Consider the following 26,589-nt stretch of genomic DNA (forward strand, 5'->3'; position numbering starts at 1 on the left):
AGCCGCCGCACTCGTGCCTAGGCGGGATGAGCGTGGGCGAGGCGCGCGTAGACGATGACATTGTCGCGGTAGTGCTGGGTGGTGTCGTCGAACTCGCCGCCGCAGGTGATCAGGCGTAGCGCCGCGTGGTCGGTCGCCCCGTACACCTCAGCCGTGGGGAAGCGGTCCTTGGGCTGCTGCTCGACCTTGGTGACGGTGAACATCGCGGTGCTGCCGTCCTGACGGTCGACGGTGATCCCGGCGCCGACGGGCAGCTTGCCCAGGTCGAAGAACGTCCCGCGGCGGCCCTTCCAGTCGACGTGCCCGGCCAGCACGGCCGGGCCGAGGGCACCGGGCGTCGGCGCCCTGGTGAACCAGCCCACGTCGGTGGCGCTGTCAGGAACCTGCATCGCACCGTCCGCCTGCAGGCCGAGGGCGACGATCGCGGCGGTGGCCTTCAGCGACGGGATCGACACCCGCGTCGGCGGTGAGCCGGCCATCAGCGGTCCGGAGGTCAACTCACCCGGCCTGGTGGCCGGGGCAGGCGACGCGTTCGCGGCTGGTGTCGCAGCGGACGCGTCGGGTCGGGGTGGGTCGCCGCCCCGGTTGGCGACTGCGACACCGATCGTCAGGGCCGCCGTCACGGTGAGGATGCCGGCCGCCGCCAGGAGCGCGTAGCGCCCCCGGCGACGGGCGGCCGGCACTGGTGTGCCGCCGGTGTCCATCACGATCGCCGTCGGTTCAGCGCTCGCCGGCGAGCCGGCGACGCGCGACGACGGCGCCGGCGGCGCCGAGCAGCGCGAGGCCACCCACGGCGTAGATCATCATCGGCGATCCGCCGGAGGTGCTGCCGTCGCCGGTGGCGACACCCCCAGCGGGTACGGAGCCGGCGGCCGCGCCGCTGACCATGCCGCACGTCGCGGGGTCGGTGGCCTCGGCGGGGATGCCGTTGACGCCGACGGACTTGGCGAACGTCGACTCCCCGAGCGCATCCATGTCGTACTCGCCGTTGTTGTTGGCGTCGATGCCGTGCTGCACGAGGTGCAGGTCCTTCAGGTGCGCGATCGTGCCCTGGGGCAGGTCGGCGGCGGGGATGGTGCGCTCGTAACTGAGGTTGCCCTTCGCGTCGGCCGTCGGCATCCGGTCCACCGCCAGGCCGCTGGCCTTGGTCGTGTCTCCGGTGGTGGTCAACGAGATGAAGATGTCCCCGTACATCTTGAGGCCCTCTTCGGTGCTGACGTAGCCGTTGCCGTCGGTGTCGGCGGACTTGTCCGGGCAGTGGAAGTCCATGCCGTTCGCCGCGCCGTGCACGTGCTGGGCGTGCGGCGAGTTCGGCGTCATGCCCTTCGAGCGGATCATGACCTTCAGGTCACCGCCGCTGGTGGCGGTCAACGTGGCGGTGCCGGTGGCGCCGGTCTCGTTGAGGTCCTGCAACTGGACCTGCACGCTCTCGTCGGCGTGCGCGACGCCCGGAAACGCGAGGACCAGCGCGGCGGCGGGCACGGCGAGCAGGGCTCGGGACACTCTCACAACAAATCTCCGTCTCCGCCTGGGTACGGCGTCGATGCTCAGGTGCTGTCGTGGGGGATTCGTCGCCTCCCGTTCAGCGGATTGGTCTCGGCCCGGATTCTTTTCCGGCCCGGACGGCGACCCGTCGGGCGCACCAGGGTCAGGTGACCTTGACGGTGGTCTGGCCGGGCACGCTTGACCCCGCCTTTGGTAAGTACTAGCTTACCGTTCGTGGCGACTTACCAAGCCGATGATGGATGGGACGCGCTCGGCGATCCAACGAGACGCGCCATCGTCGCGTGCCTGGCCGAGCGACCCCGCGCCGTCGGCGAACTCGCCGACGTCCTGCCGGTCAGCAGGCCGGCGGTCTCCCAACACCTCAAAGTGCTCAAGGACGCCGGCCTCGTCACCGACCGCGCCGCCGGCACCCGCAGGGTCTACCGGCTCAACCCGGCAGGCGTCGCCGCCCTTCGAGACCAGCTCGACACGTACTGGAACCGCGCCCTCACAGGATTTCAGGACGCCGCCGAACAACCCACCGAGGAGGAGTCATGACTGAAACCGCCGAAGTCGTCGTGCGCCGGCACATCATCGTGCAGGCGCCCATTGAGCGCGCCTTCACCGTGTTCACCGAACGGTTCGGCGACTTCAAACCGCGCGAGCACACCCTGCTCAGCGCCGGGACCGCCGAGACCGTCTTCGAGCCGAAGGTCGGCGGCCACATCTACGATCGCAGCGCCGACGGCGAAGAATGCCGATGGGCCCGGGTCTTGGCCTACGAACCCCCGAAACGCGTCGTGTTCAGCTGGGACATCAGCCCAACCTGGCAGGTCGAGACCGACCTCGCCAACACCAGCGAAGTGGAGGTCACCTTCACCGCCGAAACCCCACAGCGCACCCGCGTCGAACTGGAGCACCGCAACCTCGACCGGCACGGCCCCGGCTGGCCCGCGGTCCGCGACGGTGTCGCCCACGACGAAGGCTGGCCGCTCTACCTGGCCCGCTACGCCCACCTGTTCGTCGAGGACAACTGAACGTCGCCGGTCTGCCATGAGGAACTGGAGCATCGCCGATGGGTGAGCGCGGCTACTTCCCGCCGACGAGGCTCGCCGAGGGTTCCCGCCGAGCGCCGAACAGCGCGTACGCGAGCACACCGACACCAACGCTGACGGTCATCACCGCCAGGTACCGAGCGAGGAGGTACTGCGCCGACGGTCCGTAGCGGCCACCCGCGACGAGCCCGCCGGCGACCGAGGCAAGAACCCCGACGCCGACGACGACCGCCCAGCGGATCCGCCGCCCCCGGATCAGCGCCACGAGCGTGAGAGCCGCGGTGACCATCAACGCCAACCAACCGGCGCACCACAGTGCGGTCGCCCAGTTGTGGCCGGTCTGGGCGTACGTCGATGACACATTGCCCAGGCCGACGACGGCGCTCGGCCGGTAGGAAGCGCCGTGCTGAGGCCGGATGAGGCCGAACGCACTTGCGCTGCCATCGGATACGGGATCGAGTATCGCCGCCCCGGTCAGCGACACGGCAAGGGCGACGACGACGGTCGACAGCAGGCCGGGCTGGCGCAGCCGGCGCCACGCCCGCGGCCGGGGCGACCACGCCGGGCCAACCAGCGCGAACCAGAGCATCGGCGGCACGCTGACCGCCAGCCGGAGCAGAAATCCGTTGGGACCCTCGGCGCTGGCGTTGCCGTCGAACCACAGGACACCGCTACGCACCACACCGTGGTCGTAGACGGTGTCGCTGAACAATGTGAGAAGCGCCTGGCCCAGCGTGAGAGCCAGGACCGCGGCCATCCCGGCCGCCCAGCGCCACTCCTGGGCCCGCGCAGACGCAACCAGGGCGAACGCAGCGACGACCGGGACGACGGCGAGCACGTTGATGCCGGTGAAGTTGCGGGCATCATGGCCGACGATCACCATCTCGACGGCTTGAACGACAGCGATCAGTCCGACGGCCACAAGAACGGCGAACAACGTCGGATGCGCCACCGTCGCGGGCCACCGCCCAGCCGTCGAGGACGTCTCCCCCCGCAGCTCATCTCGAACACGCGGTGCGACGGCCGCTGGCTTCGGCGTGGGCTCTCTCCTGAGCGTCGGCGTCGACGCTGGGGTGGATGCCGGTTCCGAGATGGCCGCCGGCTCCGCTGCCAGAGTGCGCGCCCGAGCCGGCCGTTGACTCGGCACCCGGTCAAGGCCCGGCGCGGGGGCTGGGACGGGCGGCGGGACCGGACTGGCCGTGCCATCCAGTGCGGTCGTCGCGGCCACCCGCACGCGCGCGCTGTCGTCCTCGTCGCGCAGGCGACGCAGCTCGGTCGAGGCCCGCTCGGCGAGGCTCGCGTTCGGCCCGCGGCAAAGCCGACGCAGCGCGGTGACGGCCTCCAGTCGCAGGGCTACCCGCTCACTGGCCAGGTCGGCGAGCACCGCCTCGGGCAGAGCCGCTGGCCGGACGCTGCGGGCGACGGTCAGGCTGCCCTCGACGCCGAACGTCCACTTCATCGGCGTCTGGCCCGGGGTCCGCTCACGGACCTGCCGGTAGGTGTAGTCGTAGAGTTCGTCGACCGAGATCTCGCCGTCGCCGCCAAGGTCCGCCTCGCCGGTTGCCAGCCCGTCGACCAGTGCCGTGGTGAAGACCGATGTGCCAGCTTCGGCACGGGTCAGGTCGCCGCCCTCGAACGCGTACTCGGTCGCACTGGAAGCGGTGAGCACGATCCGGCCGGTGCCGGTGTTGAACTCGTCGCCGATGTGCACGCTCCGGTCGGCGCGAGCCGCCACGCCTCGGTTGAAGGCGCCGCTGTAGCAGCAGTCCAATACCAGGATCACGCGCTTGGACTGGGTCTGCGCGAGCTGATCGTTGACGAACGCGGCGGCAACCCCGGTGGCGCCCAGTGACGTCAGGTCGGTGTCGCGCGCGGCCAGATAGAGCCGGCCGTGCGGATCCTTGACGCCGTGGCAGGAGAAATGCAGCAGCAGCAGGTCGTCGCGGTCGCGGTCGGCGAAAAATCCAGCGACCCGCCGCCGGACGGTGCGCTCGTCGGCGTCCATCAGCAGCTCGACGTCGAAGCCGCCGATCGCCGGGTCGCCGAGAACCCGGGCGAGCGCGTCCGCGTCGTGGGTCGGGGCGCGCAGGGCGGCGAGCGCCGGGTCGTCGTACCGGGCGTTCGCGACCACGAGTGCCCGCCGTAGCCCGGTCACGGGCCGGCCGGGTTGCGCCAGGAGCGCGGCCACGATCGGCGCGACGTCGCTGTCGGCGGCGACCTCCACGTCGACCCCGGCCACTGTCAGCCGCACTCGTTGGCGGCGGCCGGGGTCGCGGGCGAGGCAGCCGCGGATTGCCTCCACCACAGTGGTCAGGGCCTCGACGGTCTGCACGGCGGTGACGATGAACGCGATTGCGCCGAGCAGCTCGATTCCGCGGGTGCCGTCGGGCGCGGTACCTGTCGTCGTCTGGTCGATCCGAGTGGCACCCGCCTCGACCAGCGCGAACCGCAGCATCTCGGCCAACTCGTCGACGCCGTCGCCGCCCGTGCCGTCGTCAGCGGACACGACCAGAGAAAAGTCGGAAATGCGGGAGGCAGTCATGCGGACCTCGCCTGGAGACGGGTGGGAGCGCGTGAAGACAACGCGAAGCGGCGCCCGACAGAGCGTAGATCTCACCCGGTGGACGACGTACCGCTGCTGCTGAATTCCGACAGGTTCGGGACGACGGATCAGAAGCCATCCTCCGCGGTGGCGGCGCGCAGCTCCTTGAGCACGTACGTGGCGGCCTTCTCGACGACGCGGATGCCCTCTTTCTGGCTCACGTGATGATCGGAGAGCACAGCGATCAGCCAGTCATGACGGGCCTCGACGATCCGCCCGATGCTGTTGACGAGCCAGCGACCCCCGTCGACATCAGCGGTGTCCCAGCCGTTCTTGACGTACTCGGAGCGATTGCCCGGCTCCCGCGCGGCGGTGACTCCCCACCGCTGCTCGGGGACCACCTTCTTCATGAGGCCCATGACGAAGGTACGGTCCTGCGGGGTCAGCGGCCCCGTCGGTGACGTCAGCGCGGTCAGCAGACGGAGCTGGTCGGCGACAGTGGTCGTGGTGAGTCCCCAGTGCGAGTTGGGCTTGGTCTCGCGCAGACCGAGCGCGCGGTTCGCGGCGTTGAGGCCGCGCGAGCCCTCGATCCGCTGCCACAGGGCGACCGCCGCGTCGTTGTCACTGGACACGATCATGGCCTCGGCCAACCGCCGGGTGTCAGAACCCAGGGCCTTGCCCGGCGGGTTCTGGCGCAGCAGGAGGGCCGCGAGGATGTTGACCTTGACGATGCTGGCGGTCTCGAACCGCTTGGCGCCGACAGTCACCGCAGCAGTTCCTTGCCGATCCAGTGCCGCGACCGCCAGGTGGCCGTCGTACCGCTGCACGTAGGCATTGATGCGCGTTCTCGCCTCCTCGATCCGGTCGACGGCCGGCGTCGTGGGGACCGGACTGGTAGGCGATGGGCCGTGCGATGGTCCGACTCCGTGGCCGTCGCGACCGCGCGTGGCACCGAAGGCGGCCGTCCCGACGCCGGCCAGCGACATGGCGACCGCGGAGATGACCCAGCGGCGCGGCAGTTGCCGACTCCACTCAGCCAAGGCGGGCCACCGCCCTCGCCGCGATCGAGTCCACCATGTCCCGGCTGCCCGGATCGGGCAGGCGGATCGTCGAGACCGTCTCGCCTCGTTTCAGCATCACGAAGTACGTGATGGTGTTCGGGGTGTCCGCATGCGCGATGCGACCTCGAACGAGCATGCCGGTGCCCTCCAGATAGTGCGGATCCACGACGTCGAACGAGACCTGCGATCCGAGGACCGGGTAGCTGGCGCACCGCAGGAGGACCCGACGGACGTCATCGACATTCCGCTCGGCCCACCCAGGTTCGTACGTCTCCACGACGTGGTGGGCCGACGGCGAGCCGTCAGACGGCCGGTAGTAGCGCTGCACGGCAGCGCGCCGGTGCGACTTGGCCGGGTAGTCGCTGCTCTTGTAGTTGGGGCAGCTGTCCTGCTCCCACGGCCAGGACGCCAGACCGGTTCGCGCCTCGTCCTCATGCCAGTCCGCTCCCAGATCGCCCGCCCCCAGCAGCGGGCTCGGGTCACCCCGTTCCGCGTTTGCGGTGTGCAGCTCGTCGGGGCCGACACCGGGCTCCCCCCGCTGGCACCCTGCGGCCATCAGCAGCAACGCCGTCAGGACCGCCGGCACGACCGCGACCGAACCCCGGCCTCTGCCGCGTATCCGGCCCCGGCTCGTCCTGTTGCTCGATGCGGACACCGAAAACCTCCCCCAACACAGATACTTGCCACAGCAGGTGGCGCTTCAGCCGATGACGCGCGGCGGCACGTTCGTCGCCGCCGCAGCACAGACGCGGCGGTTGCCGGCCGACGGTCCGACCCCTTCGAGATCCGCCGCACCCAGGCCGCAGACGGGACCGGTCAATGGCGTTCCTCGGCGAACAGCTCGGAACGGGTCTCGCCGAGCAACTCGCGCAGGCGGTTGAGGGAGCGCATGCTCTGGCTCTTGACGACGGCGGTGGAGACGCCCACCACCTCGGCGGTTGTCTCCACGCTCAGGTCGTCCCAGTACCGCAGGACGATGATCGCCCGATCCCGCAACGGCAAGGTCGCGACCGCGTCCAGCAACGTCATACGCAGCTCGGCCGGATGTTCCTCGCCCCGCTCCGGCGGCGCCGACATCGCCAACTCGCGGCTGGAACGACGCCGCTGCTGATCGATCATGCAACGCAGCAGTATCTTGCGGGCGTACGCGTGGGGGTCGTCGGCCCGACGGACCCGCCTCCAGTTGGCGTACACCTTGGCCAGCGTCGTCTGCGTGAGATCCTGAGCGAGATGCCAGTCACGGCACATCAGGAACGCCGCGTCGCGCAGGCGGCCAACTGTCGCCTGCGCGAACTCCACGAAGTCTTCGTCAGCCATTCGACCGGGCCAGCTTCGGGAACCTCTTGGCACCATTGATGACGTACTCGGCCGGCAGTCTCGTCTCCCAGATCGGGTTGGCGGCAACCTCGATCGCCTCCTTCACGGAGAGGACGGGCGGTGCCGGCGAGGTTCCCTTGGCGTCCCAGGCCAGACAGGTAGCGATCATGACATCGACCTGGAGGCCAGCGCGGTGGTGCACGGTGACCATCTGGCGCTGCACGCAGTTGTCGGGTACTTCGGTCAGCTCCACAGTCCCCGGGACAGGGTCGCCGCCGAGGCGGTCCCGGTAGATGGAGAGCCGCAGCATGCCCGGTCCGTCGCCTCGGTCCAGGTAGAGCTGGACGGACGGCATGCCGGAGCCCGCCCCGCTGCTCTCCAGACTCGCAAAGCCGCTGGTCTTCCCCTTGGGTAGCAGCCGGGTCAGCAGTTCCAGCGCGCCCTGCGGTGTGGTGGTCAGCAGCTCACCGTCCGGCCCCGCCCCGATCCTCACGGTGTCGATCACAGTGGTCGAGGGAGTCGGCGGCACTGACCGAGAGGGGTCTTCGTCGGCGCCGTCTTCGAACCCGCCCGGGGCGCCATCCGACGGCTCTGCCGGGGACGGCGTCGCGGTGTCCGCCGACCCACCCGGTAAAACCACGTTCGGCCCGCCGGGCTGAACGGCGTCATCCGCTCCGACGCCGAGCGGCCCGGCGGCCAGGCCGATCACGAGCAGCATCGCCAACGCCGATCCGCCGACGCCGAACTGCGCCCGGCGGCGCTGGCGGCGCAGTCGGCGGCCCTGCGTCACCGACTGTTGGACCAGGTCACCCAACGGCGGGGCGGGATGTTGGGCCAGGTCGTCCCTCAAACGCCCACGCACGTCGCCCATGTCCTTTATTCCTCCTCGGCCGACCGCCCCCAGTGGCGATCCGTCATTGACCTGACGGCTTGGCCAGCCGATTTGGTTACCAAATATCGGCGCGAACTTTCAGCCATCCGCGTCGACCGAACACGGTGCTCTCAGTACGTGTACGGCCACCTCCGTAGCGTCACGCCCCCCTTGCCAGGTGCGTTACTCGGGGCGGTCCGAGCAGCTGAAGCCGCCTGCGGCCTTGGCCCCCGCCGCACGGGCGACTCAGTCGGTTGAGGCACAACCCGCAGAGCATCCTAGGAGGTTAGGTCGTCGACGTCGAGACGGCTGACGTCGACCGGTCGCGCCACGTCGGCAGGAATCGCAGGCCTGACCGAAAGCCGCGGTATCCGGGCAGCCCAGAATCCGGATGGTCGAGCTCTTCGACGATCCGGCGTGCGATTGACCATCATCGAACCGGTCCATAGGATGACCATTGATGAGGATCGCAGGCTGGAGTCGCGCCACGGCCGCCGAGGCGGCGGCGCTGGCAGCACTCTTCCAGCGCGCCGAGGGGGTCGCCCCGGTCGGCATGGAGCAGCGCGCTGAGGACGTCCGGAATCGACTGGCAACTCTCGGGCCGGACAGCGCCGGACGCACCCGAGTTGGCCGCGATGACACCGGCAGCGTCGCCGCATACGGCGAGGTCGCCGACATGGGAACAGCGGATGATGTGCTCCGGATTCGCCTGACCAACGTGTTTCATCCCGACATTGCCGACGACGTCCGCGCAGAGCTGCACCACTGGCTCGTCGACCAGGCGAAGCAGTTACGGGACAACCGAGGATCGGCACAGGCCGTCCTCGGCATCCGGTGTGCCGAGAACGACCGGGCCGGCCGCGAGCTGCTGATCCATGGCGGCTTCGCGTTGGTCCGGCACGAACGGGACCTCGTCCTGACGGTGCCAGATGAGCCGCCGGCTCCCGTGCTGCCGCCCGGTCTGGTGCTGACACCTGTCGACGAGCGCTACGACGAACTGGCCCGGCTGGCCCACAATGAGGCCTACGCCGACAGCCCGGCAGCGGTTCGACCAGACCAGCGCGCCTGGCCCCAGCACGCGACCGGACATCCGCGGTTCCTGCCCGACCTCTCCTGCCTGGTGCTCGCCGAGGTCGACCGAAGTGACAACCCGGTGGCAGCCTTCCTCTTCGCGCTCGACGACGGCAGCACGGACACGCCGACGGCGATTCTGCACTGTCTGGGCACCCGTGCACCCTGGCGCCGCAGTGGCTTGGCCACAGCGATGATCTCGCGGGTACTGCACCGTGCGCACTCAGCCGGCGTCAGACAACTACGACTCAAGGTCACCGACAGCAACCACCCCGCTCTGACGCTCTACCGGAAGCTGGGCTTTGTGGAGTCGGGGCAAGGGTTCGCGGTGCTGATGCGGCAGCTCACCCCCGAGGCCGACGAGCAGCCGTAAGCCCAACGGTTCGTCGAGCCGCGCTCTGCGCCGCGTACGCGGAATGTTCCGCGATTCGCCACAGCGCGTGGAGCCACCGAGGCGTACGTCCAGCTTGACGCATCCGAAGCTGGTTCACCGCGTAACGCGGGTCGACCAGCCACTGTGCGCCTGGACTCCAACCCCACCGCCCTGACCCGTAACAGGTCCGAAACTACCGGTTGAAAACTCTGGAATTTTCTGCCAGCCTGAGAGCCATCGACAAGTGTGAACGTTAACAAGATCCCTTAGCACTGGAGGCGCTCCACGCGACCGTCGGGCCCACCCACCTGCCAGGTGACCACGTCCACCACCGAAAGAGCCCAACGCCCGCAACCACCCCCCGACGGGCGACCGGGCCTACCTGTCACCGCCCCTTGATCCGCTGGTCAGGTAGCCCGAGCCGATTCGCATCCGGGGCTGACGCCTGACCTGAGCTCCGGCCCGCTCGGGCGGACTCACCATCGTCCCCGCCGCCATCCGGCGGGGCCTCCCAATGGAACAGCGACAGGAATCTCTTACCCCACCACAGGAGGATCAGCATGGTTCCCCGGACCCGTCCCATCGGGCGCACCCGACTGCGAACGCTCACTTTTTCCGGAACGGCCGCGATAATTCTGGCCCTGGTCGTGTCACTGCTGCCCAACCTGGCCCAGGCCGCCGAGACGACCCTCGGTGCTGCCGCGGCGCAGTCCGGCCGGTACTTCGGTGCCGCCGTCGCCGCCAACAAGCTCAACGACAGCGCCTACACGACGATCCTGAACCGCGAGTTCAACAGCATCACTCCCGAGAACGAAATGAAGATCGACGCGACCGAGCCGCAGCAGAACAACTTCACCTTCGGCAACGCGGACCGGATCGTGAACCACGCCATCTCCCGGGGTTGGAAGGTCCGGGGCCACACCCTGGCCTGGTACTCGCAGCAACCGGGCTGGATGCAGAGCATGGAGGGCACCGCGCTGCGCAACGCGATGCTGAACCACGTCACCCGAGTGGCCACCTACTACCGAGGCAAGATCGACTCTTGGGATGTGGTGAACGAGGCGTTCGAGGACGGCAACAGCGGCGCCCGCCGCAACTCGAACCTCCAGCGCACCGGCAACGACTGGATCGAGGCCGCGTTCCGCGCCGCCGACGCGGCGGACCCGAACGCGAAGCTCTGCTACAACGACTACAACACCGACAACTGGACCTGGGCCAAGACACAGGCCGTCTACAACATGGTGCGCGACTTCAAGTCTCGTGGGGTGCCGATCGACTGCGTCGGCTTCCAGTCGCACTTCAACGCCAACTCGCCGTACAACAGCAACTACCGCACCACCCTGTCCAGCTTCGCCGCCCTCGGGGTGGACGTGCAGGTCACCGAGTTGGACATTGAGGGATCCGGCACGACGCAGGCCAACACCTACCGCAGTGTGGTCAACGACTGCCTTGCCGTGGCTCGCTGCAACGGGCTCACCGTGTGGGGGGTGCGCGACTGCGACTCGTGGCGCTCCGGGGGCACTCCGCTGCTCTTCGAGTGCAACGGCACCAAGAAGGCCGCCTACACCTCCACCCTGGAGGCGCTGAACAGCGCGGGCCCCACCAACCCGCCCACCGACCCACCCACCGACCCGCCCACCAACCCGCCCACCAACCCGCCCGGCTCCGCCAGCGAGATCGTCGGCACGCAGTCGGGCCGGTGTGTCGATGTGCCCAACGCCTCGACCAGCAACGGCACCCGGGTGCAGCTCTACGACTGCAACAAGCAGACCAACCAGGCATGGACCTACACCTCGGGCAAACAGCTACAGGTGTACGGGAACATGTGCCTCGACGCCGCCGGGACCGGCAACGGTGCGGCGGTGCAGATCTACAGCTGTCACAGCCAGACCAACCAGCAGTGGAACGTCAACTCCAACGGCACCATCAGCAATGTGCAGTCCGGACGATGCCTGGACGCCTGGAGCACCGCCAACGGTGCCCAGATCCAGCTCTACGACTGCCACGGACAGACCAACCAGCAGTTCCGGCTCGCCGCCTCGGGCGGCGGCTCGACCCCGACGCCGACCCCGACGACGCCGCCGCCGACCGGCGGCACGTGTGATCTTCCCTCGTCGTACCGCTGGTCGTCGTCGGGTGCGCTGGCGCAGCCGAGGTCCGGGTGGGTGTCGCTGAAGGACTTCACCGTCGCGCCGTACAACGGCCAGCAGCTCGTCTACGCCACCACCCACGACACCGGCACCACGTGGGGTTCGATGAACTTTGGCCTCTTCAGCAACTACTCACAGATGGGCTCGGCCAGCCAGAACGCGATGAACTCGGGGACCGTCGCACCGTCGCTGTTCTACTTCGCGCCGCGCAACATCTGGGTGCTGGCCTACCAGTGGGGCGGCCCGGCCTTCTCGTACCGGACCTCCAGCGACCCGACCAACCCGAACGGGTGGTCGTCGCCGCAGACGCTGTTCAGCGGCAGCATCTCCAACTCCAGCACCGGTCCGATCGACCAGGCACTCATCGGTGACGACCAGAACATGTACCTGTTCTTCGCCGGGGACAACGGCCGGATCTACCGGGCCAGCATGCCCATCGGGAACTTCCCGGGCAGCTTCGGCTCCAATTACACGACCATCATGACCGACACGACGAACAACCTCTTCGAGGCCGTTCAGGTCTACAAGCTCCAGGGCCTGAACAAGTACCTGATGATCGTCGAGGCGATCGGTTCGCAGGGCCGGTACTTCCGTTCCTTCACAGCCACCAGTCTGGGTGGTACGTGGACGCCGCAGGCGACGTCCGAGAGCAACCCCTTCGCTGGCAAGGCGAACAGCGGCGCCACCTGGACCAACGACATCAGTCACGGCGAACTGATCCGCAGCAACGCCGATCAGACCATGACCGTTGACGCCTGCAACCTGCAACTGCTCTACCAGGGGCGTTCGCCCAGCTCCGGCGGCGACTACGGCCTCCTGCCGTACCGGCCGGGTCTGCTGACGCTGCAGCGCTGACGACCGGACAACGCCGGGGCGGGCAGGCTCGACACCACACCGAGCCCGCCCGCCCCGCATCCATCCACCACCACCAGGAGGTAGCGATAGTGCGAGGACACGGACACCACCCCCCGCCCGCGGGCAACACCCACACCGAGCGAGTGTCCCCCCGTTTTCGAGGACGGCTGTTCAAGCTCGCCGCGGCCGGGATCGCCGCCGCGGTCGGGTTGCTCACCATCACCGTGGCGACCGGCTCGGCGTCGGCCGCCGACAACCCGTACCAGCGGGGCCCGGACCCCACCCGGACCAGCGTCACCGCCGTGAACGGCCCCTTCGCCAACACGTCGGTCAGCGTCCCGACCGGGTACGGCTTCAACGGCGGCCGGATCTACTACCCGACCGACACCAGCCAGGGCACCTTCGGGGCCATCGCGATCTCGCCGGGTTACACGGCGTTGTTCTCCGCCGAGTTGGCCTGGATGGGACCGTGGCTGGCGTCGCACGGCTTCGTCGTGATCGGCATCGAGACCAACAGCCGCAACGACTTCGACACTGCCCGAGGCACCCAGTTGCTCGCCGCACTGGACTACCTCACGCAGCAGAGCCCCGTACGGGACCGGGTCGACCCCAACCGGTTGGCGGTCGCCGGTCACTCGATGGGCGGCGGTGGCGCTCTGAGCGCGGCCACCCGACGCTCGTCATTGAAGGCAGTGGTCGGCATCGCGCCGTACTCGCCGTCGTCGAACCTGGCCAACGACCGGGTGCCCACCATGATCTTCTCGGGGCAGGCGGACACTGTGGTCACCCCGTCCTACGCCACCGGCCTGTACAACAGCCTCCCGGCCACGACGGAAAGCGTCTACCTGGAGGTCGCCGGCGCGGATCATGGCTTCATGGTCGGACGGTCGAACCCGGTGATGGTCCGGACCATGCTGCCGTTCGTCAAGATGTTCATCGACAACGACACCCGGTACAGCCAGTTCCTCTGCCCCCTGCTGGACTCCAGTGGCGTGGTCACCTACCGCAGCACCTGCCCGTTGCTGCCCTCGACGCCGACCGATCCGCCGACCGATCCGCCGACGCCCACCGATCCACCGACCGTTCCGCCCGGCTCCGCCAGTGAGATCGTCGGCACGCAGTCCGGCCGGTGCGTCGACGTACCCAACGCCTCACGGAACAACGGCACCCGGGTCCAGCTCTACGGCTGCAACAAACAAACCAACCAGGCATGGACCTACACCTCGAACAAACAACTGCAGGTGTACGGCACCATGTGCCTCGACGCGGCAGGCACCGCCAACGGCGCCGCAGTGCAGATCTACAGCTGCCACAGCCAGACCAACCAACAGTGGAACGTCAACTCCAACGGCACCATCAGCAACGTCCAGTCCGGACGATGCCTCGACGCCTGGAGCACCGCCAACGGAGCCCAGATCCAGCTCTACGACTGCCACGGACAGACCAACCAGCAGTTCCGGCTCGCGCCGCTCGCAGGCTGATCGCGGCCGAGCTCGCACAGCACCTGATCGAGGGTCTGCAGATGGACCAGCGGCAGGGCGAGATCCCGCACACCTGAAACGGGCGGACCCGGCGTCGTGCCGGGTCCGCCCGCATCATGTGGCCGGAGGGCGGCGACGCCTGGCGTCTCGCACCAGCGTCAGGGCGATGACGAGAAGGCCGAGCAGGGCGACGACGGCATTGGCGGTTGTGAGGAACACCTTCTCACCAGGGGTGGCGTGGTGCAGGTGGGTCAGGTGGAAGAAGAAGTGGGGTATGGCGAAGGTGGAGAACGCCGCCGCGGCGGGGATGGTGAAAACGGCCCGAGGTGCGACGAGCGCTATGCCGAGGACGACGGCCAGGCCGAGGGTGGCTCCGCCGAAGTCTCGCGCGTAGTGGTCGCTGAACGGCGGGGTGAGGCTGACGGTCGGGAAGTTGTTGTAGAAGCTTTCGGGGAAGACCTGGTTCCAGAACCCGACTACGAGTTCGTCGAGGAAGAGGACGGCCAGGGCGATCCGGATCAACGCGGTCAGCGCGGCGTCCCGCCCGTCTGTCGACCTTGGCTGCGCTGCGGCGGGGGTGGGTGGTCGGCCTTCGTTCATCGGGTCCGCCCGGCGTCGTCCTGCGCTGCCGGGCTGGCCAGCCACTGGTCGAAGGTCTGTCTGCCGCGCGGGCCGGGGCCGGTGGGCAGCAGGCCGTCTCCGGCCATGGCTCGACCGGTCGCTCCCGGAAGGCGGACGGGCAGGACAAGGCGGTGACTCCCGCGGGCGCGGAGCAGGCGGCGGGCCATGGCAGACATGCGCAACTGTTGCGGGCCGGCGATGTCGGGCGCCCGGCCGGCCGGTTCTGCCAGGGCGAGGTCGACGAGACAGTTGGCGACTTCGTGGGCCGCGATCGGCTGCACGAGCATCTGGGGCACCACCGCGATCGGGCCGGGAATGGTGGCGAGCATCTGCGCGGCCAACTCGTAGAACTGCGTCGAGCGGAGCACCGTAGCGGGTACCGCACCGCCCAGGACGAGGCTCTCCTGGCGTCGTTTGCCCGCGTAGTAACCCCAATTGACCCGGTCGGCGCCGACGACCGACAGTGCGACGTGGTGCCGCACCCCGACGCGCTGGCCTGCGGCGAGCAGGTTCGTCGTCGCCGCGCCGAAGAAGCTTTCCGACTTCTTCCGGTTGATCGTCGACACGTTGCTGACGTCGATCACGACCGGCACGCCGGTCAGCGCCTCGTCCAGCCCGGAACCGCGGATCAGGTCCACGCCCGTGGAGCGGGCGAGGATGACCGGCTCGTGGCCGGCGGACCGTACGGCGTGAACGACGAGACGTCCGACGCCGCCGGTCCCGCCGGCTACCGCGATACGCACTGAGCTACCTCCCGATCCGCGTTTGCCGTAACGCCGCAGTGGCGGGTGGCCCGGACCGGGGGCCGGGGTGCAAGGGGGATGAGCCGCTGTGATGTCACCGTTCTACCTTTCCGAGACTTCTTGTTCACGACATAGACCGCGCAATAGCCCTAAAGGGTGGAACCCTCGCCTGGGTCGGTGCGCTTGCTGGCGGCGTAGACACCACGGGAGAGCGTCATGATCGCGAGGAGGAGAGCCAGTACCGCTACACCCGAGGCGGCGTACAACGCGACGACGCCGCCGTGCGTGAGACGGGCCCGAAGCGGATTCGCCGCTGCGGCCGCCGCAGCCTCCGCTCCCACTGTGAACTCCGCCGTGCCGGCCACCGGGTGTCCGTCGGTGAAGGTCGCTCGCCAACTGATCTCGTACCAGCCGTCAGGCATATCCGCTCTCACCTGATGGCGCAGCGTCGCCCCGTGGACAACCGGACGACCGCCTGTCCAGTCCGTCCCCGTGTGGTCCGTCACCGTGACACTGCTGTCGGACGTGATCTCGCCAGCGAACACCACCTCGACCCGTTGCGGGGCCTTCGCGAGCCTGGCACCGGCGGTCGGCGTGATCGAGTGCGTCGCGCCGTGCGCGAACGCGGGCGCGGGTGTGACCGCCAGCGGGAAACCGGCAGCGAGCGCGACCGTGACGATCAATCCAACGCTAGGACGAATGCGAGACGCCCGACCGGTGTCTGACGTGTCGGTCACGCGAGCCGCAGTGCTTCTCTTCATGGCGTGCTCCCCTCCGCCGCGAACGACCGCGGCGTCTGCGAACAGGACCGAGCAGCCCCCCGATTCGTGACAGCAGAGGTCGCGGCCGGGCCCGTGTGTCACGAATCGGAGACCTGCTCGGTCCGTACCTGGTGACACTCGCCCACCACCGGTACAGCGCAAGGAGCGACGATCATGACCGCCATCATCCGCATCGCACTGGCAATCTTGTTTCTCGACAATTTCGTGGTCGGGGCCTGGAACGCGATCTGGCCGGCCAGCTTCTACGCGAACTTCCCGACAGTGGATCTCACGCCGCCGTTCAGCGAGCACTACGCGCGGGACTTCGGTACGGCATCACTGGCAATCGCCCTGCTGCTGGGCATCGCGGCGGTCAAACCCAAGGCCCACTTCGTCATCCCCGCCGCGGCTGCCTATTCGGTCTTCGCGCTCCCCCATTTCTTCTATCACCTCACGAACATGCAGGGGGCGACAGTCGGTGAGGCGATCCTCCTCACCACCGCAAACGCGGCAGTGGCGCTCATCGGCCTGGTGATCATCTTGCTGACAGCGCTACGCGACCGATCGGCCGCTCGGCGCGACCTCGCCTCGTCTCGGGCCGCCCGCTGAACCTGCTGCGTCAACCACTGGGAGAGCCAATGTTTCCCGAACCCCTCCGGCCACTTCGGCCAAACGCGCTACCCAGCGCGTTCTGCGTCGTCGTCGCCGAACGACGCCTCCTCAAGAACCTCGCGTACCAGCTGCTGGGTTCAGTCGACGCCGCTGAACACGCGGTAAAAGCGATGTACACCGTCTGGTACACGATGCCGGACGACGAACAGGACGGCATCGACAGTCCCTTTACCTGGCTCGTCGGCACGCTCGTGCAGGTCTGTGTCGGTCTGCTCACATCGTCGCCGACCCAAGCCGCTGGCCATAACACCGCTCAAGTGCTGTAGTACGGCCCCGCAAGGGGTATCTGTGTGGCTGGCGCTCAACAGACAGCAGCGATATCGGCGGCAGTTCGAATTCAGGGATAGGGGCGACGAGGCGGCCATGGCAGGGCGAGGAAGAGGCGGGGCACTGGTCGACGCGTTGGCGGTGTTCGACGCGGTCCGTCCACGGCTCTTCGGCATCGCCTACCGGATGCTCGGCAGTGTCGCGGAGGCGGAGGACATCGTGCAGGAAGCCTGGCTCCGGTGGCAGCAGACCGAACGCAGCCAGGTACGGGACCCGATCGGGTTCATGGTCACGACGACTTCTCGGCTCGCTCTGAACGCCGCGACGTCGGCTCGCGCCCGCCGCGAGCTGTATCCCGGACCGTGGCTGCCCGAGCCCGTCGACACCTCCGCCGACCCGACACTCCAGGCCGAGCGCAACGAGTCACTCGAACTCGCCGTGCTACTCCTGTTGGAACGGCTCACCCCGGCCGAGCGGGCGGTGTACGTGCTGCGGGAGGCGTTCGACTACCCATTCCGGCGGATCGGCGAGGTACTCGACGTCAGCGAGGCGTACGCACGACAGCTCGGCCACCGCGCCCGCACGCACCTGGCCCGGCAGCGGCGCGAACCGGTCGGCCACGCCGACCGCGACCGCCTGCTGCATGCCTTTCTCGCCGCAGCCCGCTCCGGTGAACTGGCCCAGCTCGAGGAACTGCTCGCCGAAACAGCCATCTCCTACGCCGACGGCGGCGGCACCGTCCGGGCCGCCCAGCTACCCGTCGTCGGACGTGACAACGTCGCGCGTTACATCCTGGGACTGATCCGGAAGTTCGGCCGCGACCTCTCACCGGAGATCGTCGAATCCAACGGCCACGCCGCGATCCTCGTCTCGCGGCCCGGGGCAACTGTCGCTCTGGTCACCATCGACGCCTCACCCGCCGGGATCGAACGAGTGTTGATCATCCTCAACCCTCAGAAACTAGCCCAGTTCCAGTGGTGACAGTCGGCACCGGCGCCTGGCGACGCGTGGTTCGTCGACGGCACGTACGTCGAGGTCGATGGTCTGGCGCCTGAGTCGTCGCCGAACCTGCCGGTGCCGCTCGCGCGAATGGGATCGTTGCTGAGTGACGAAGTCGCTTGACCTGCATCTGGAGTTCGATCGGAGTGCGGGTTCCCCGGGTCGCTCGCTGGAGAGCGCGTTACGGGAGAGCATTCGGACCGGCCGGCTGCGGGCCGGGTCGCGCCTACCTGGCAGCCGGAGCCTGGCCGCCGACCTGGGCTTGGCCCGGGGCACCGTGGTGCAGGCGTACGCGCAGTTGGTGGCGGAAGGGTGGCTGCTGGCGGCACCCGGCTCGGGCACCCGGGTCGCGGACGTGCTCCATGATCCGCCCGGCACGCGCGGACAACCGCGGCCGTCGCCCCCGGCAGGGCCATTGATCGAGTTGCGGCCGGGGATTCCCGACCTCGCGTCGTTCCCCCGAACGGCCTGGGCGGACAGCGTCCGCCGGGCGCTGACGACGGCTCCACGCGGCACGCTGGACTACTCCGAACCGACCGGGCTACCCGCACTGCGGGCGGCGGTGGCCGGCTATCTCGCACGCACTCGGGGGGTGCTCTGCGACCCGGAGGCGGTGGTGATCACGGCGGGCCTCACCCAGGGCCTCTCCCTGCTGGCGCGGACGCTGCACCGGCGCGGCGTCCGCGCCATCGCCACCGAGAACCCTGGTCTGGCCCATCACCGCACGGTGCTGCGTGCTGCGGGCCTGACAGTCACCCCGCTCACCGTCGGCCCCGGCGGGGCCGACCCGGATGACGCGGCGGGTCAGGCCGCGCTGCTCACCCCGGCGCACCAGCATCCGACCGGGGTGGTGCTCGCCCCACGGCACCGCTACCGGCTCATCGCGTGGGCACGGAAGCACGACGCGTTCCTGATCGAGGACGACTACGACGGCGAGTTCCGCTACGACCAGCGGCCGGTGGGCGCCATGCAGGCGCTGGCACCAGAGCGAATCGTGTACGCGGGCAGCACGAGCAAGTCGCTGGCGCCGGGCGTCCGCCTGGGTTGGTTCGTCGTACCCGAGCCACTGCGTCGCGAACTGACGACGACGATCGTGGAGGCCGGCGCCGCAGTTTCCGCGATCGACCAGCTCACGATGGCCGACCTGCTCACGCACGGTGACTACGACAGGCACATCCGCCGCATGCGCCTGACCTACCGACGTCGCCGGACCGAGCTGGCCGCCCGCCTTGCCGAGGTGACCACCACTGCGCTGAAGGGCATCGCTGCCGGCGTACACGCGCTGCTACCGCTGGCTTCCGTGGCGGAGGAGCGCTGGCTGATCCAGGCCGGACGCCGCGAGGGACTGCGCCTGATCGGCCTGCACGGCAACGGCTACTGGCACGATCCCGCGGATGAGCGGCAGGCGGCAGCCCTGGTCCTCGGATACGCGGCGCCGCCGGCTCACGCCTGGCAGGAGGCACTGTCCGGACTCTGCCAACTGGTCCATCAGACCGGTCACCAACTGGTCCATCCTGCTGGTCCGGTCGGGGATACGTTCGACTCATGCAGACCATGAAGATCGGAAATAACGAGATCGTGCTGCTGGGCACGGCCATGCCACCGGAGTTGCCGGATGGCTCCCACGTGATGACAGCGACGATCGAACTGCCACCGGGCGACCCGGGCACGCCGCCACACCGGCACTCCGGCCCGGTCTTCGGCTACCTGCTCGAGGGCGAGATGATCTTCGAGCTGGAGGGCGAGCCCGAACGGGTGATCAAGGCCGGTGAGGCGTTCTGGGAGCCAGGCGGCGACGTCATCCACTACCGGTCGGCCAACAACCTGTCCGATCAGGTGACCAAGTTCCTGGTCGTGATGGTGTGCGCGCCCGGCCAGGAAATGCTGGTGCTGGTGAGCCCCGACGAGCTCGAACAGCGTAAGAACCGCCGCTCAATCCGGCCGAACTGACGGAAGAGGCACGTCATGCGTATCGTTCTCGCCGGTTCGACCGGCGTCATCGGCCGCCGGCTCGAGCCGATCCTGACCGCCCGGGGGCATGAGGTCATCGGGTTGGCCCGCAACGGCCCGGTCGCCGTCGACGTGCTCGACCGGGACGCGGTCGCGGCCGCCGTCCGCGACGCCCGGCCCGACGTGGTGATGCACCAGCTGACCAGCCTGAGCACTGGCGACTTCGCCGCCAATTCGCGACTGCGCCGGACCGGGACCCGCAATCTGGTCGACGCGGCGCTCGCCGCCGGGGTACGCCGGATCGTGGCGCAGAGCATCGCCTGGGCCTACGAGCCGGGCGCCGAGCCCGCGGCCGAGCAGACCCCGCTCGACCTCGACGCCCCAGAGCCACGCCAGACCAGTGTGGCCGGTGCCGCCGCGCTCGAATCCGCCGTCCAGGAGGCGCCCGAGTGGGTCCTGCTGAGGTACGGCACCCTCTACGGCCCGGGCACCTGGTACGCCCGCGACGGTCTGATGGCCCAGTTCGCCGCCGCCGGCAAGGTCCCCGCCGACGCGGACGTGAGTAGCCTGCTGCACGTCGACGACGCCGTCGCCGCCGCGGTCGCTGCTCTGGAGTGGCCCGTCGGCGTCGTCAACGTCTGCGACGACGAGCCAGCCGCCGCCTCGCAATGGGTGCCCGCGTTCTGCGCGGCGGCCAATGTGCCAGCGCCAGCGGTGACCGAGGGCGAGCGGCATGGCTGGGCGCGAGGAGCGAGCAACCACCACGCCCGCACGCACCTTGGCTGGAGCCCGACCCATCCCTCCTGGCGTCAGGGATTCGCCACCCTGTGAGGCGTCCGCACAGTTTGATCTTGCAGAAGCAACGGAGACGAAGAGTCATGTTCGATCACCCCGAACTCGCCGCGCTCAGCGACGACTATGCCCGCTTCGGGCTGGAGCGCGATGCGGTACGCGAATGGGAGGACGGCGCCCGCACCGACAATCGCGCCGGGTCGTACGAGTGGTGGTACTTCGACGCCCACCTCGACGACGGCGCGAAGGTTGTCGTGGTGTTCATGAACAAGGACCTCGGCGCGGCGGGTAGCCCGCTGTCACCGCAGCTCCGGGTCAACCTGGAACTGCCTGACGGGACGATGTCCCACAACACGATCGCGATCCCCGCAGCGGACTGGTCGGCGGCGAGCGGGCGTACCGACGTCGGCATGGGGCCGGGCAACCGCTTCCACGGCGAGAGCCTGCGCGAGTACCGGATCCAGGCGACCGCCGGGGGGCTGAGGGTCGACTTCACACTGACGTCCGAGGTCCCGGCCTGGCGTCCGGCCACCGGGCACATGCTGTTCGGCCCGGAGGGCGACCTCGAGTTCAACTGGCTGCCCTCGGTGCCCCAGGGAGCCGTGCGGGGCTCGTACACGATCGACGGGGTGCGGCACGAGACGACCGGCGTCGGCTACCACGACCACAACTGGGGCAACGTCGGGCTGCCGAAGATCATCAACGACTGGTACTGGGGACGGGGGCAGGCCGGACCGTACACGGTCATCGCATCGTTCATCACTGGCGCCGAAAAGTACGGCTTCGCCGAGATCCCCATCTTCATGCTGGCCCGCGACGGCCGGATCATCGGCGACGATCCAGCGAAGATGACGTTCGAGCGGGACGGGGTCTACACCGACGCGAAGACCGGCAAGCCGGTGGCGGGCATCGTCCGCTACACCTACGTGGACGACGACGACACGTACGTGGTGACCTTCGACCGCGAGCGCGACCTGGTCCGCAATCCCCTCACCAAGGACCTGCCCTGGCTGAAGCGGGCAGCGGCCCGGTTGGTCCGGTTCAACGGCGCCTACCTCCGCTTCGCCGGCCTGCTCACGATCGAGCACCACAAGGGCGGACAGGTGGTCGAGGCGTTCGCCGAGGACGCGATCTGGGAGCTCATGTACTTCGGGCACGCCCGCGCCACCGCCGCGGGTTCGTCAGTGCCCGGTCGGCGGGTCGCCCGGAAGCGGCACTGAGTTCATCGGCTGGCGAAGGCGCTCGATCAACTCGCGGGCGGCCTCGGCGTACCGCTGCTCCGATCCGCGGGGCCGGTGTCCCTGGATCGGCGGCGGGACGCTGTCGCCAGGTAGCGGCACCACGTCGGCGGGATCCCGTAGCCGGCGGTCCACCGTTGCCGCCGTCCCGCGGACGGTTACCGGCGTGGTTGTCCGGTGGGCGGTGAATATCCAGCCGCCGATCGAGTCGGTGTCACGCCACAGGTTCACCCACCGCCAGTCGACGCGAGAGCCGATCTCGTGCAGCACCTCGTCGTCGACGAAGGCGGGGAACAGTCGGGCGTAGAGTCGGCACAGAGGTGACCCATGGGTGAGCAGAGCGACTCGACTGCTGACCTGCGGCGGTAACTGGAGCACTGTCGCGGCGGCCAGCACCGAACCGTGGCTGTGTGCCGTGAGCAGCACGAGGTTGCCGCGTCCGACCAGGTACGTGATTCGTCGGGTCAACTCCGGCACCGCTCGTTCGGCGTAGCAGGGTGGCGCGAACGGGTGGGCGGCCCGGGGCCAGAACGTGCCCAGGTCCCACAGGACACCAACGTGGCGCCTGAATTCGGCCGTCCGGTAGGCGAAGATTCCACCGATGGTCAGGCCGAGGATGATCGCCGCGATCCCCCAGCTCCCGAACGCGATGGAGAAGGTGATCAGGTCGCCGGGCACCCGTGCGTACCGCTGCACAGACTCGCTCGGCAGCAACTCCAGCAGACCGAGGGTGGTGGTGGCCGTGCCGATCCCGGCCAGGCAGGCGTAGACCACCGCCAACGGAATCAGTCTTTCCGTGAAGCGGGCCCTGGCTATCGCCTTCTGCACCTGCCGCAGCCGGGTCGCGGCTGCGGGCGGGGGGTCCGGGTAGTCGCAGGCGACGATCGCCGCCGCAGCACGAAGCCGACGGCGTCGAGAGATGAGAATGACCGGAACCGCTACCACCAGCGTGAACAGCACTGTCCGGAGAAAGCCGAAGATCGCCCAGGTGAACGCCGGCGGCAGACCGGAGGCCAGACCCTCTCCGGTCGGCGCGTCGCGATCCAGGAAATCCGCCACCCGGTAGACGAACTCGGCGGACACTGCCACCGCCAGACTGACCGCGCTGGCCGCCATCACCAGCGCGCCCAGCCCGAGCAGCGGGATGGCGTTCCGCCGTCGACCCCGGCGCCAGAGCAGCACAGCGCCGAGGGCGGTCAGCAGGATCGTCTGCGCAACGAACAGCGAGGTGAGTAGTGCGCCGTAGCCGGGCAGGCCTCCCACCTCGCGCCACGGCGCCGGGCTGGCGAGGACGTGGACCGTCACCACGATGGTCAGGGCCACGGCTACCGTCCGTACCGTGCGGGTGATTCGGTCCAGTCGCTGATCCGAGGCGGCCCGGTCGAGCAGCGGTGGCAGGCAGAGCAGGACCACGCAGCTGGCCAGCACCGTCCCGGTGGCCACGGCCAACGCGATCGTGCTGGCCGAGGCGCCGTTCGCGGCTCGGGCGGCAAGCAGTGCGACGTCCAGTGTCGCGAACGCCGCCGCGACGTGGATCGAGCGCAGCCGACCCACCAGCGGCCCGGCGTCCCACTGACCGATCCCGCTGAGTCGATGCTCGGAGACCTCGTCCGCCGGAGCGCGGAACGCGTCGAACATCTTTCCCGGCCGGGTGCTGGCCCGCCAGAGCAGGCCGATGGCGGCGGCCGGAACCACAGCGAGTACCGCGAGGCGCAGGCCCACGGGTTGCCCACCCAACCAGGACAACCAGGTGCGCCCGGCCAGGCAGCCTGACGAGCCCATGCACTTCCACGCGACCAGGTCCAGCGTGACGCCGACGAAGGCCAGCACGTAGAGCGCGGTGAGGGTGAGCGCCAACAACCGGCACAGGGATCTGACAATCGCGTCGGAGCCAGGGCTCGCCGGTCGCATCCAGATCGCCAGGTTGGCAAGCATGAACGGCAGGAGGAACACCAGCGTCAGTGTTCGGACCACGCTTCCGGCGGGCAGGTCACCCCAGCGGTACGCCTCCGTCACCCGTTCACCGCTGCCGCACGAACATGGGCGTTGGGGTCGGTAGAAGCCCCCACTGCGGTCGCCCGCGACCTGCTCGACCTGCGCCACGTTCAACACCTGGGCGGCGCTTGCGCTGGCGGCGCCGTGTACCCGCAGCTCCACCACGTCATCGCACATCCCGGGCCCGCTTGACCGCGCTGATGCACCCGACATCGGCCCCTCCGAAGCACCTTCGGTGGCCAAGCCGGGTGAGCCCAGCCCCCGCGCCACTCGCGGCGGTGTACCCCGCCCGGCCTAGACCAACCGTGCGCCCGCCGCACGGCTGGCTAGCGCTTACAGGTCCTCGGGCCGCACAAAATTCCTGTCTCGATCTGGTGGGCGGTGGCTAACGTACGCGGATGAGCATTGTCCCGAGGACCGGACTGCGGCTGCGGTTCCTCAGCGATCCGGGCGAGTTCCTGGCCGTTGCGGGTGACTACCTGGGCGCCGATCCGGTCGTCAGCACTGTCGTGACCACCATCGCGCACCGGCTGTTAACGCAGCGGGCCGACGGGATCCCGCAGCCCGACCGCAACTGGTGGCTGGTGGTCAGCGACGACTCCGGTGCCGTGGTCGGTGCCGGGATGCGCTCGGCGCCGTATGCCCCCTATCCGCCGTTCCTGCTGCCCATGCCCGACGAGGCGGCCGTTGCGCTGGCCCACACCTTGCACGAGCGCGGGGAGGAGGTCCTCGCTGTCAACGGGGCCCTGCCCGCCGCTGAGCTGTGCGCCTCCGCGCTGGCCCGACTCGGCGGGGGTGAAGTCCAGGTCACCCAGCACACACGGCTGCACGAGCTCGGCGAGCTGACGGGGCCACCACCGGTGCGGGGCAGCCTGGCGACCGCGACCGAGGACGACGCGGGACTGGTCACGCAGTGGCTCGCCGCGTTCACGGGTGACGCCGACGAACAGGCGGGCCGCCCGCCCGGTACGAGTGCGCACGAAGCGCTCGACCACGCGGAGGTGCTGCGTCGGATCCGAGCCGGACGGCTGTGGTTCTGGGTCGACGAGACCGGGGAGCCGGTGCACCTCACCGGCGCCAATCCACAGTCGTTCGGGGTGGCCCGCCTGGGCCCGGTGTACACACCGCCGGTCCAGCGCGGACGTGGTTGGGCCAGCAACGCGGTAGCCGAGGTTTCCCGCCGAATCCAGGCCGACGGCGCGCGGGTCTGCCTGTTCACCGACCAGGCCAACCCGACGTCGAACAAGATCTACGCCGCCCTCGGCTACCTGCCGGTCGTCGACATGGCCAACCTGGTCATCGTCCGATGAGCAACTGGCGGAGCGGCTCCACCGATCAGATCGAGGTCTGCTCGCGCAGTCAGTTGGTCGAGGTGGCGGCGGTGTTACCGGAAGCGGGCAGGTTCGTCGTCGCCCGGCTCGACGGAACGAGGATGACGGACGCGGACCACACCTTCTACGAGTTCTCCGACGCGCTGCTCTTTCCCGGCTACTTCGGTTGGAACTGGGACGCGTTGTCCGAATGTCTCCGTGATCTGCACTGGTTGCCTGCGGACGGGTATCTCATCGTCGTCGAGAACGCGCCTCGGGTGCTGTCGAGCAGTGCCGAGGATCGGCACACACTGTTCCAGATCCTGGCGCAGGCCGTTCATCACTGGGCGAGCCCGTTCGGCCAGCCAGAGTTCACTGTGCTGCTGCTCTGTGACCGCGACGACGAGGCGACTCTGTTGCGGGAGGAGATCGCCCGCGCGGACGCCGGTACGCCTCACCGAGACGGGCCCGCTGATCGTCGGACGTAGGAGACGGTTGTCCCAACCAGCAACACCGCTCCTGCGAAAAAGTAGGTGTTGACTCCGATGCCGGTCCAGAACTCGCCCGTCGAGATGTCCGCCGCTCCCACGAAACCACCGCGGCGGACACCGGTGACCATCAGAAGATTCTCGACCATTCCTGGAACACCCCGGATGACGAGCAGCATGCTGCCGAACAACAGTGGCACCAGCAGTAACCATTGGGGAAGACGCCGAGCCGGCGGGCGGACTGTGGCCAGAACGACGGCTGCTCCGATGGCTGACATGGAGATGAGCACCACGTTGAAGATCACGTAGGCCCTCATGCCCCACTGTCCATCACCGGTGGGATCGGGCCCGGGGAAGAACACCAGGAGCACGTGGGACACCACAAAGAAGATCAACCAAGCCAAGGCGCCGTACGCCCAGCGACGACCTCTGTAAGCGGGCATACCAGCACCCTCGCCGAGCCAACACCGTGACGCCTCCCTCCCCGGGCCG

General features: G+C 69.0%; 26 protein-coding genes. 14 read left to right on the forward strand and 12 right to left on the reverse strand.

Annotation, left to right across the window (positions count from 1 at the left end; all coding sequences use genetic code 11):
• Positions 1 to 17 precede the first annotated feature (17 nt).
• Positions 18 to 704: a class F sortase gene (locus AB0C19_RS01045; RefSeq protein WP_357177505.1), complete on the reverse strand. Its 687-nt coding sequence runs from the start codon at positions 702 to 704 to the stop codon at positions 18 to 20.
• Between the two features lie 16 nt (positions 705 to 720).
• The gene (locus tag AB0C19_RS01050) at positions 721 to 1,509 is read right to left on the reverse strand and encodes a hypothetical protein (protein ID WP_357177507.1); all 789 of its coding nucleotides are present in this window, start codon (positions 1,507 to 1,509) and stop codon (positions 721 to 723) included.
• Between the two features lie 210 nt (positions 1,510 to 1,719).
• On the opposite strand from AB0C19_RS01050, the gene AB0C19_RS01055 reads away from it, so the two are divergent.
• Positions 1,720 to 2,043 carry a metalloregulator ArsR/SmtB family transcription factor gene (locus AB0C19_RS01055; RefSeq protein WP_357177509.1) on the forward strand — a complete coding sequence of 108 codons (324 nt, stop codon included), beginning with the start codon at positions 1,720 to 1,722 and terminating at the stop codon, positions 2,041 to 2,043.
• Complete coding sequence (locus AB0C19_RS01060; protein ID WP_357177511.1) at positions 2,040 to 2,522, forward strand: SRPBCC family protein; 483 nt, start codon at positions 2,040 to 2,042, stop codon at positions 2,520 to 2,522. Before AB0C19_RS01055 ends, AB0C19_RS01060 begins: the two co-directional genes overlap by 4 nt.
• Before the next feature lie 52 nt (positions 2,523 to 2,574).
• Here AB0C19_RS01060 and AB0C19_RS01065 read toward each other — a convergent pair whose 3' ends face one another.
• From AB0C19_RS01065 to AB0C19_RS01085, 5 genes are all read right to left on the reverse strand, one after another.
• Complete coding sequence (locus AB0C19_RS01065; protein WP_357177513.1) at positions 2,575 to 5,046, reverse strand: caspase family protein; 2,472 nt, start codon at positions 5,044 to 5,046, stop codon at positions 2,575 to 2,577.
• A 164-nt stretch (positions 5,047 to 5,210) separates the two neighbouring features.
• On the reverse strand, positions 5,211 to 6,122 hold the full coding sequence (locus AB0C19_RS01070) for a serine hydrolase (RefSeq protein WP_357177515.1): 912 nt from the start codon (positions 6,120 to 6,122) through the stop codon (positions 5,211 to 5,213).
• Entirely contained in the window at positions 6,115 to 6,729 is a 615-nt protein-coding gene (locus tag AB0C19_RS01075; RefSeq protein ID WP_357177518.1) for a hypothetical protein, read from the reverse strand. Before AB0C19_RS01075 ends, AB0C19_RS01070 begins: the two co-directional genes overlap by 8 nt.
• A gap of 230 nt (positions 6,730 to 6,959) precedes the next feature.
• A complete protein-coding gene (locus AB0C19_RS01080; protein WP_112639157.1) occupies positions 6,960 to 7,460 on the reverse strand; it encodes a SigE family RNA polymerase sigma factor in 501 nt (166 codons plus the stop codon).
• The gene (locus AB0C19_RS01085) at positions 7,453 to 8,331 is read right to left on the reverse strand and encodes a hypothetical protein (RefSeq protein WP_357177521.1); all 879 of its coding nucleotides are present in this window, start codon (positions 8,329 to 8,331) and stop codon (positions 7,453 to 7,455) included. Before AB0C19_RS01085 ends, AB0C19_RS01080 begins: the two co-directional genes overlap by 8 nt.
• Before the next feature lie 460 nt (positions 8,332 to 8,791).
• Here AB0C19_RS01085 and AB0C19_RS01090 point away from each other — a divergent pair, with 460 nt between their 5' ends.
• The 3 genes from AB0C19_RS01090 (at position 8,792) to AB0C19_RS01100 (ending at position 14,261) form a co-directional block, all read left to right on the forward strand.
• Positions 8,792 to 9,775, forward strand: a complete 984-nt coding sequence (locus tag AB0C19_RS01090; RefSeq protein WP_357177523.1) for a GNAT family N-acetyltransferase — start codon at positions 8,792 to 8,794, stop codon at positions 9,773 to 9,775.
• Between the two features lie 560 nt (positions 9,776 to 10,335).
• Complete coding sequence (locus AB0C19_RS01095) at positions 10,336 to 12,780, forward strand: non-reducing end alpha-L-arabinofuranosidase family hydrolase (RefSeq protein ID WP_357177525.1); 2,445 nt, start codon at positions 10,336 to 10,338, stop codon at positions 12,778 to 12,780.
• Between the two features lie 143 nt (positions 12,781 to 12,923).
• The gene (locus tag AB0C19_RS01100; RefSeq protein WP_357177527.1) at positions 12,924 to 14,261 is read left to right on the forward strand and encodes a ricin-type beta-trefoil lectin domain protein; all 1,338 of its coding nucleotides are present in this window, start codon (positions 12,924 to 12,926) and stop codon (positions 14,259 to 14,261) included.
• Between the two features lie 114 nt (positions 14,262 to 14,375).
• Here the strand turns inward: AB0C19_RS01100 and AB0C19_RS01105 are convergent, their stop codons facing one another.
• From AB0C19_RS01105 to AB0C19_RS01115, 3 genes are all read right to left on the reverse strand, one after another.
• Entirely contained in the window at positions 14,376 to 14,861 is a 486-nt protein-coding gene (locus AB0C19_RS01105) for a hypothetical protein (protein WP_357177529.1), read from the reverse strand.
• On the reverse strand, positions 14,858 to 15,625 hold the full coding sequence (locus tag AB0C19_RS01110) for an SDR family oxidoreductase (RefSeq protein ID WP_357177531.1): 768 nt from the start codon (positions 15,623 to 15,625) through the stop codon (positions 14,858 to 14,860). The genes AB0C19_RS01105 and AB0C19_RS01110 overlap by 4 nt, the downstream gene beginning before the upstream one ends.
• A 149-nt stretch (positions 15,626 to 15,774) precedes the next feature.
• Positions 15,775 to 16,308, reverse strand: a complete 534-nt coding sequence (locus AB0C19_RS01115; RefSeq protein ID WP_357177533.1) for a copper resistance CopC family protein — start codon at positions 16,306 to 16,308, stop codon at positions 15,775 to 15,777.
• Positions 16,309 to 16,560: 252 nt separating this feature from the next.
• On the opposite strand from AB0C19_RS01115, the gene AB0C19_RS01120 reads away from it, so the two are divergent.
• The 7 genes from AB0C19_RS01120 to AB0C19_RS01150 all read left to right on the forward strand — a co-directional run bounded on the left by AB0C19_RS01120 (position 16,561) and on the right by AB0C19_RS01150 (position 22,286).
• Positions 16,561 to 16,995 (forward strand): hypothetical protein, encoded by a 435-nt coding sequence (locus AB0C19_RS01120; protein ID WP_357177535.1) that lies wholly within the window; start codon positions 16,561 to 16,563, stop codon positions 16,993 to 16,995.
• A gap of 29 nt (positions 16,996 to 17,024) precedes the next feature.
• A complete protein-coding gene (locus AB0C19_RS01125; RefSeq protein ID WP_357177537.1) occupies positions 17,025 to 17,324 on the forward strand; it encodes a hypothetical protein in 300 nt (99 codons plus the stop codon).
• 97 nt (positions 17,325 to 17,421) lie between these two features.
• On the forward strand, positions 17,422 to 18,306 hold the full coding sequence (gene sigJ, locus AB0C19_RS01130; RefSeq protein WP_357177539.1) for an RNA polymerase sigma factor SigJ: 885 nt from the start codon (positions 17,422 to 17,424) through the stop codon (positions 18,304 to 18,306).
• Between the two features lie 124 nt (positions 18,307 to 18,430).
• Entirely contained in the window at positions 18,431 to 19,882 is a 1,452-nt protein-coding gene (locus tag AB0C19_RS01135; RefSeq protein ID WP_357177541.1) for a PLP-dependent aminotransferase family protein, read from the forward strand.
• Positions 19,870 to 20,274 (forward strand): cupin domain-containing protein, encoded by a 405-nt coding sequence (locus tag AB0C19_RS01140; protein WP_357177543.1) that lies wholly within the window; start codon positions 19,870 to 19,872, stop codon positions 20,272 to 20,274. Before AB0C19_RS01135 ends, AB0C19_RS01140 begins: the two co-directional genes overlap by 13 nt.
• Positions 20,275 to 20,289: 15 nt before the next feature.
• Entirely contained in the window at positions 20,290 to 21,105 is an 816-nt protein-coding gene (locus AB0C19_RS01145; RefSeq protein ID WP_357177545.1) for an NAD(P)-dependent oxidoreductase, read from the forward strand.
• 47 nt (positions 21,106 to 21,152) lie between these two features.
• A complete protein-coding gene (locus AB0C19_RS01150; protein ID WP_357177547.1) occupies positions 21,153 to 22,286 on the forward strand; it encodes a hypothetical protein in 1,134 nt (377 codons plus the stop codon).
• On the opposite strand, the gene AB0C19_RS01155 is transcribed toward AB0C19_RS01150, so the two are convergent.
• On the reverse strand, positions 22,248 to 24,476 hold the full coding sequence (locus AB0C19_RS01155; protein WP_357177549.1) for a hypothetical protein: 2,229 nt from the start codon (positions 24,474 to 24,476) through the stop codon (positions 22,248 to 22,250). The genes AB0C19_RS01150 and AB0C19_RS01155 overlap by 39 nt on opposite strands.
• A gap of 221 nt (positions 24,477 to 24,697) precedes the next feature.
• Here AB0C19_RS01155 and AB0C19_RS01160 point away from each other — a divergent pair, with 221 nt between their 5' ends.
• Both AB0C19_RS01160 and AB0C19_RS01165 read left to right on the forward strand, forming a co-directional pair.
• Positions 24,698 to 25,609, forward strand: a complete 912-nt coding sequence (locus AB0C19_RS01160; RefSeq protein ID WP_357177551.1) for a GNAT family N-acetyltransferase — start codon at positions 24,698 to 24,700, stop codon at positions 25,607 to 25,609.
• On the forward strand, positions 25,606 to 26,097 hold the full coding sequence (locus AB0C19_RS01165; RefSeq protein WP_357177553.1) for a barstar family protein: 492 nt from the start codon (positions 25,606 to 25,608) through the stop codon (positions 26,095 to 26,097). The genes AB0C19_RS01160 and AB0C19_RS01165 overlap by 4 nt, the downstream gene beginning before the upstream one ends.
• Here AB0C19_RS01165 and AB0C19_RS01170 read toward each other — a convergent pair.
• Positions 26,064 to 26,540: a hypothetical protein gene (locus AB0C19_RS01170; RefSeq protein WP_357177555.1), complete on the reverse strand. Its 477-nt coding sequence runs from the start codon at positions 26,538 to 26,540 to the stop codon at positions 26,064 to 26,066. The genes AB0C19_RS01165 and AB0C19_RS01170 overlap by 34 nt on opposite strands.
• Positions 26,541 to 26,589: the final 49 nt, after the last annotated feature.

Source organism: Micromonospora sp. NPDC048842 (genome assembly GCF_040649935.1).
Taxonomy (GTDB): Bacteria; Actinomycetota; Actinomycetes; order Mycobacteriales; family Micromonosporaceae; genus Micromonospora; species Micromonospora hortensis.

Excerpts from the sequence above, each read along its gene's own strand:
- AB0C19_RS01045 (WP_357177505.1), bottom strand. The coding sequence starts at position 704 with ATGGACACCGGCGGCACACCAGTGCCGGCCGCCCGTCGCCGGGGGCGC.
- AB0C19_RS01060 (WP_357177511.1), top strand. The coding sequence starts at position 2,040 with ATGACTGAAACCGCCGAAGTCGTCGTGCGCCGGCACATCATCGTGCAG.
- AB0C19_RS01120 (WP_357177535.1), top strand. The coding sequence starts at position 16,561 with ATGACCGCCATCATCCGCATCGCACTGGCAATCTTGTTTCTCGACAAT.
- AB0C19_RS01165 (WP_357177553.1), top strand. The coding sequence starts at position 25,606 with ATGAGCAACTGGCGGAGCGGCTCCACCGATCAGATCGAGGTCTGCTCG.
- AB0C19_RS01160 (WP_357177551.1), top strand. The coding sequence starts at position 24,698 with ATGAGCATTGTCCCGAGGACCGGACTGCGGCTGCGGTTCCTCAGCGAT.
- AB0C19_RS01145 (WP_357177545.1), top strand. The coding sequence starts at position 20,290 with ATGCGTATCGTTCTCGCCGGTTCGACCGGCGTCATCGGCCGCCGGCTC.
- AB0C19_RS01140 (WP_357177543.1), top strand. The coding sequence starts at position 19,870 with ATGCAGACCATGAAGATCGGAAATAACGAGATCGTGCTGCTGGGCACG.
- sigJ (WP_357177539.1), top strand. The coding sequence starts at position 17,422 with ATGGCAGGGCGAGGAAGAGGCGGGGCACTGGTCGACGCGTTGGCGGTG.
- AB0C19_RS01155 (WP_357177549.1), bottom strand. The coding sequence starts at position 24,476 with ATGTGCGATGACGTGGTGGAGCTGCGGGTACACGGCGCCGCCAGCGCA.
- AB0C19_RS01085 (WP_357177521.1), bottom strand. The coding sequence starts at position 8,331 with ATGGGCGACGTGCGTGGGCGTTTGAGGGACGACCTGGCCCAACATCCC.
- AB0C19_RS01170 (WP_357177555.1), bottom strand. The coding sequence starts at position 26,540 with ATGCCCGCTTACAGAGGTCGTCGCTGGGCGTACGGCGCCTTGGCTTGG.
- AB0C19_RS01080 (WP_112639157.1), bottom strand. The coding sequence starts at position 7,460 with ATGGCTGACGAAGACTTCGTGGAGTTCGCGCAGGCGACAGTTGGCCGC.
- AB0C19_RS01095 (WP_357177525.1), top strand. The coding sequence starts at position 10,336 with ATGGTTCCCCGGACCCGTCCCATCGGGCGCACCCGACTGCGAACGCTC.
- AB0C19_RS01105 (WP_357177529.1), bottom strand. The coding sequence starts at position 14,861 with ATGAACGAAGGCCGACCACCCACCCCCGCCGCAGCGCAGCCAAGGTCG.
- AB0C19_RS01125 (WP_357177537.1), top strand. The coding sequence starts at position 17,025 with ATGTTTCCCGAACCCCTCCGGCCACTTCGGCCAAACGCGCTACCCAGC.
- AB0C19_RS01150 (WP_357177547.1), top strand. The coding sequence starts at position 21,153 with ATGTTCGATCACCCCGAACTCGCCGCGCTCAGCGACGACTATGCCCGC.
- AB0C19_RS01090 (WP_357177523.1), top strand. The coding sequence starts at position 8,792 with ATGAGGATCGCAGGCTGGAGTCGCGCCACGGCCGCCGAGGCGGCGGCG.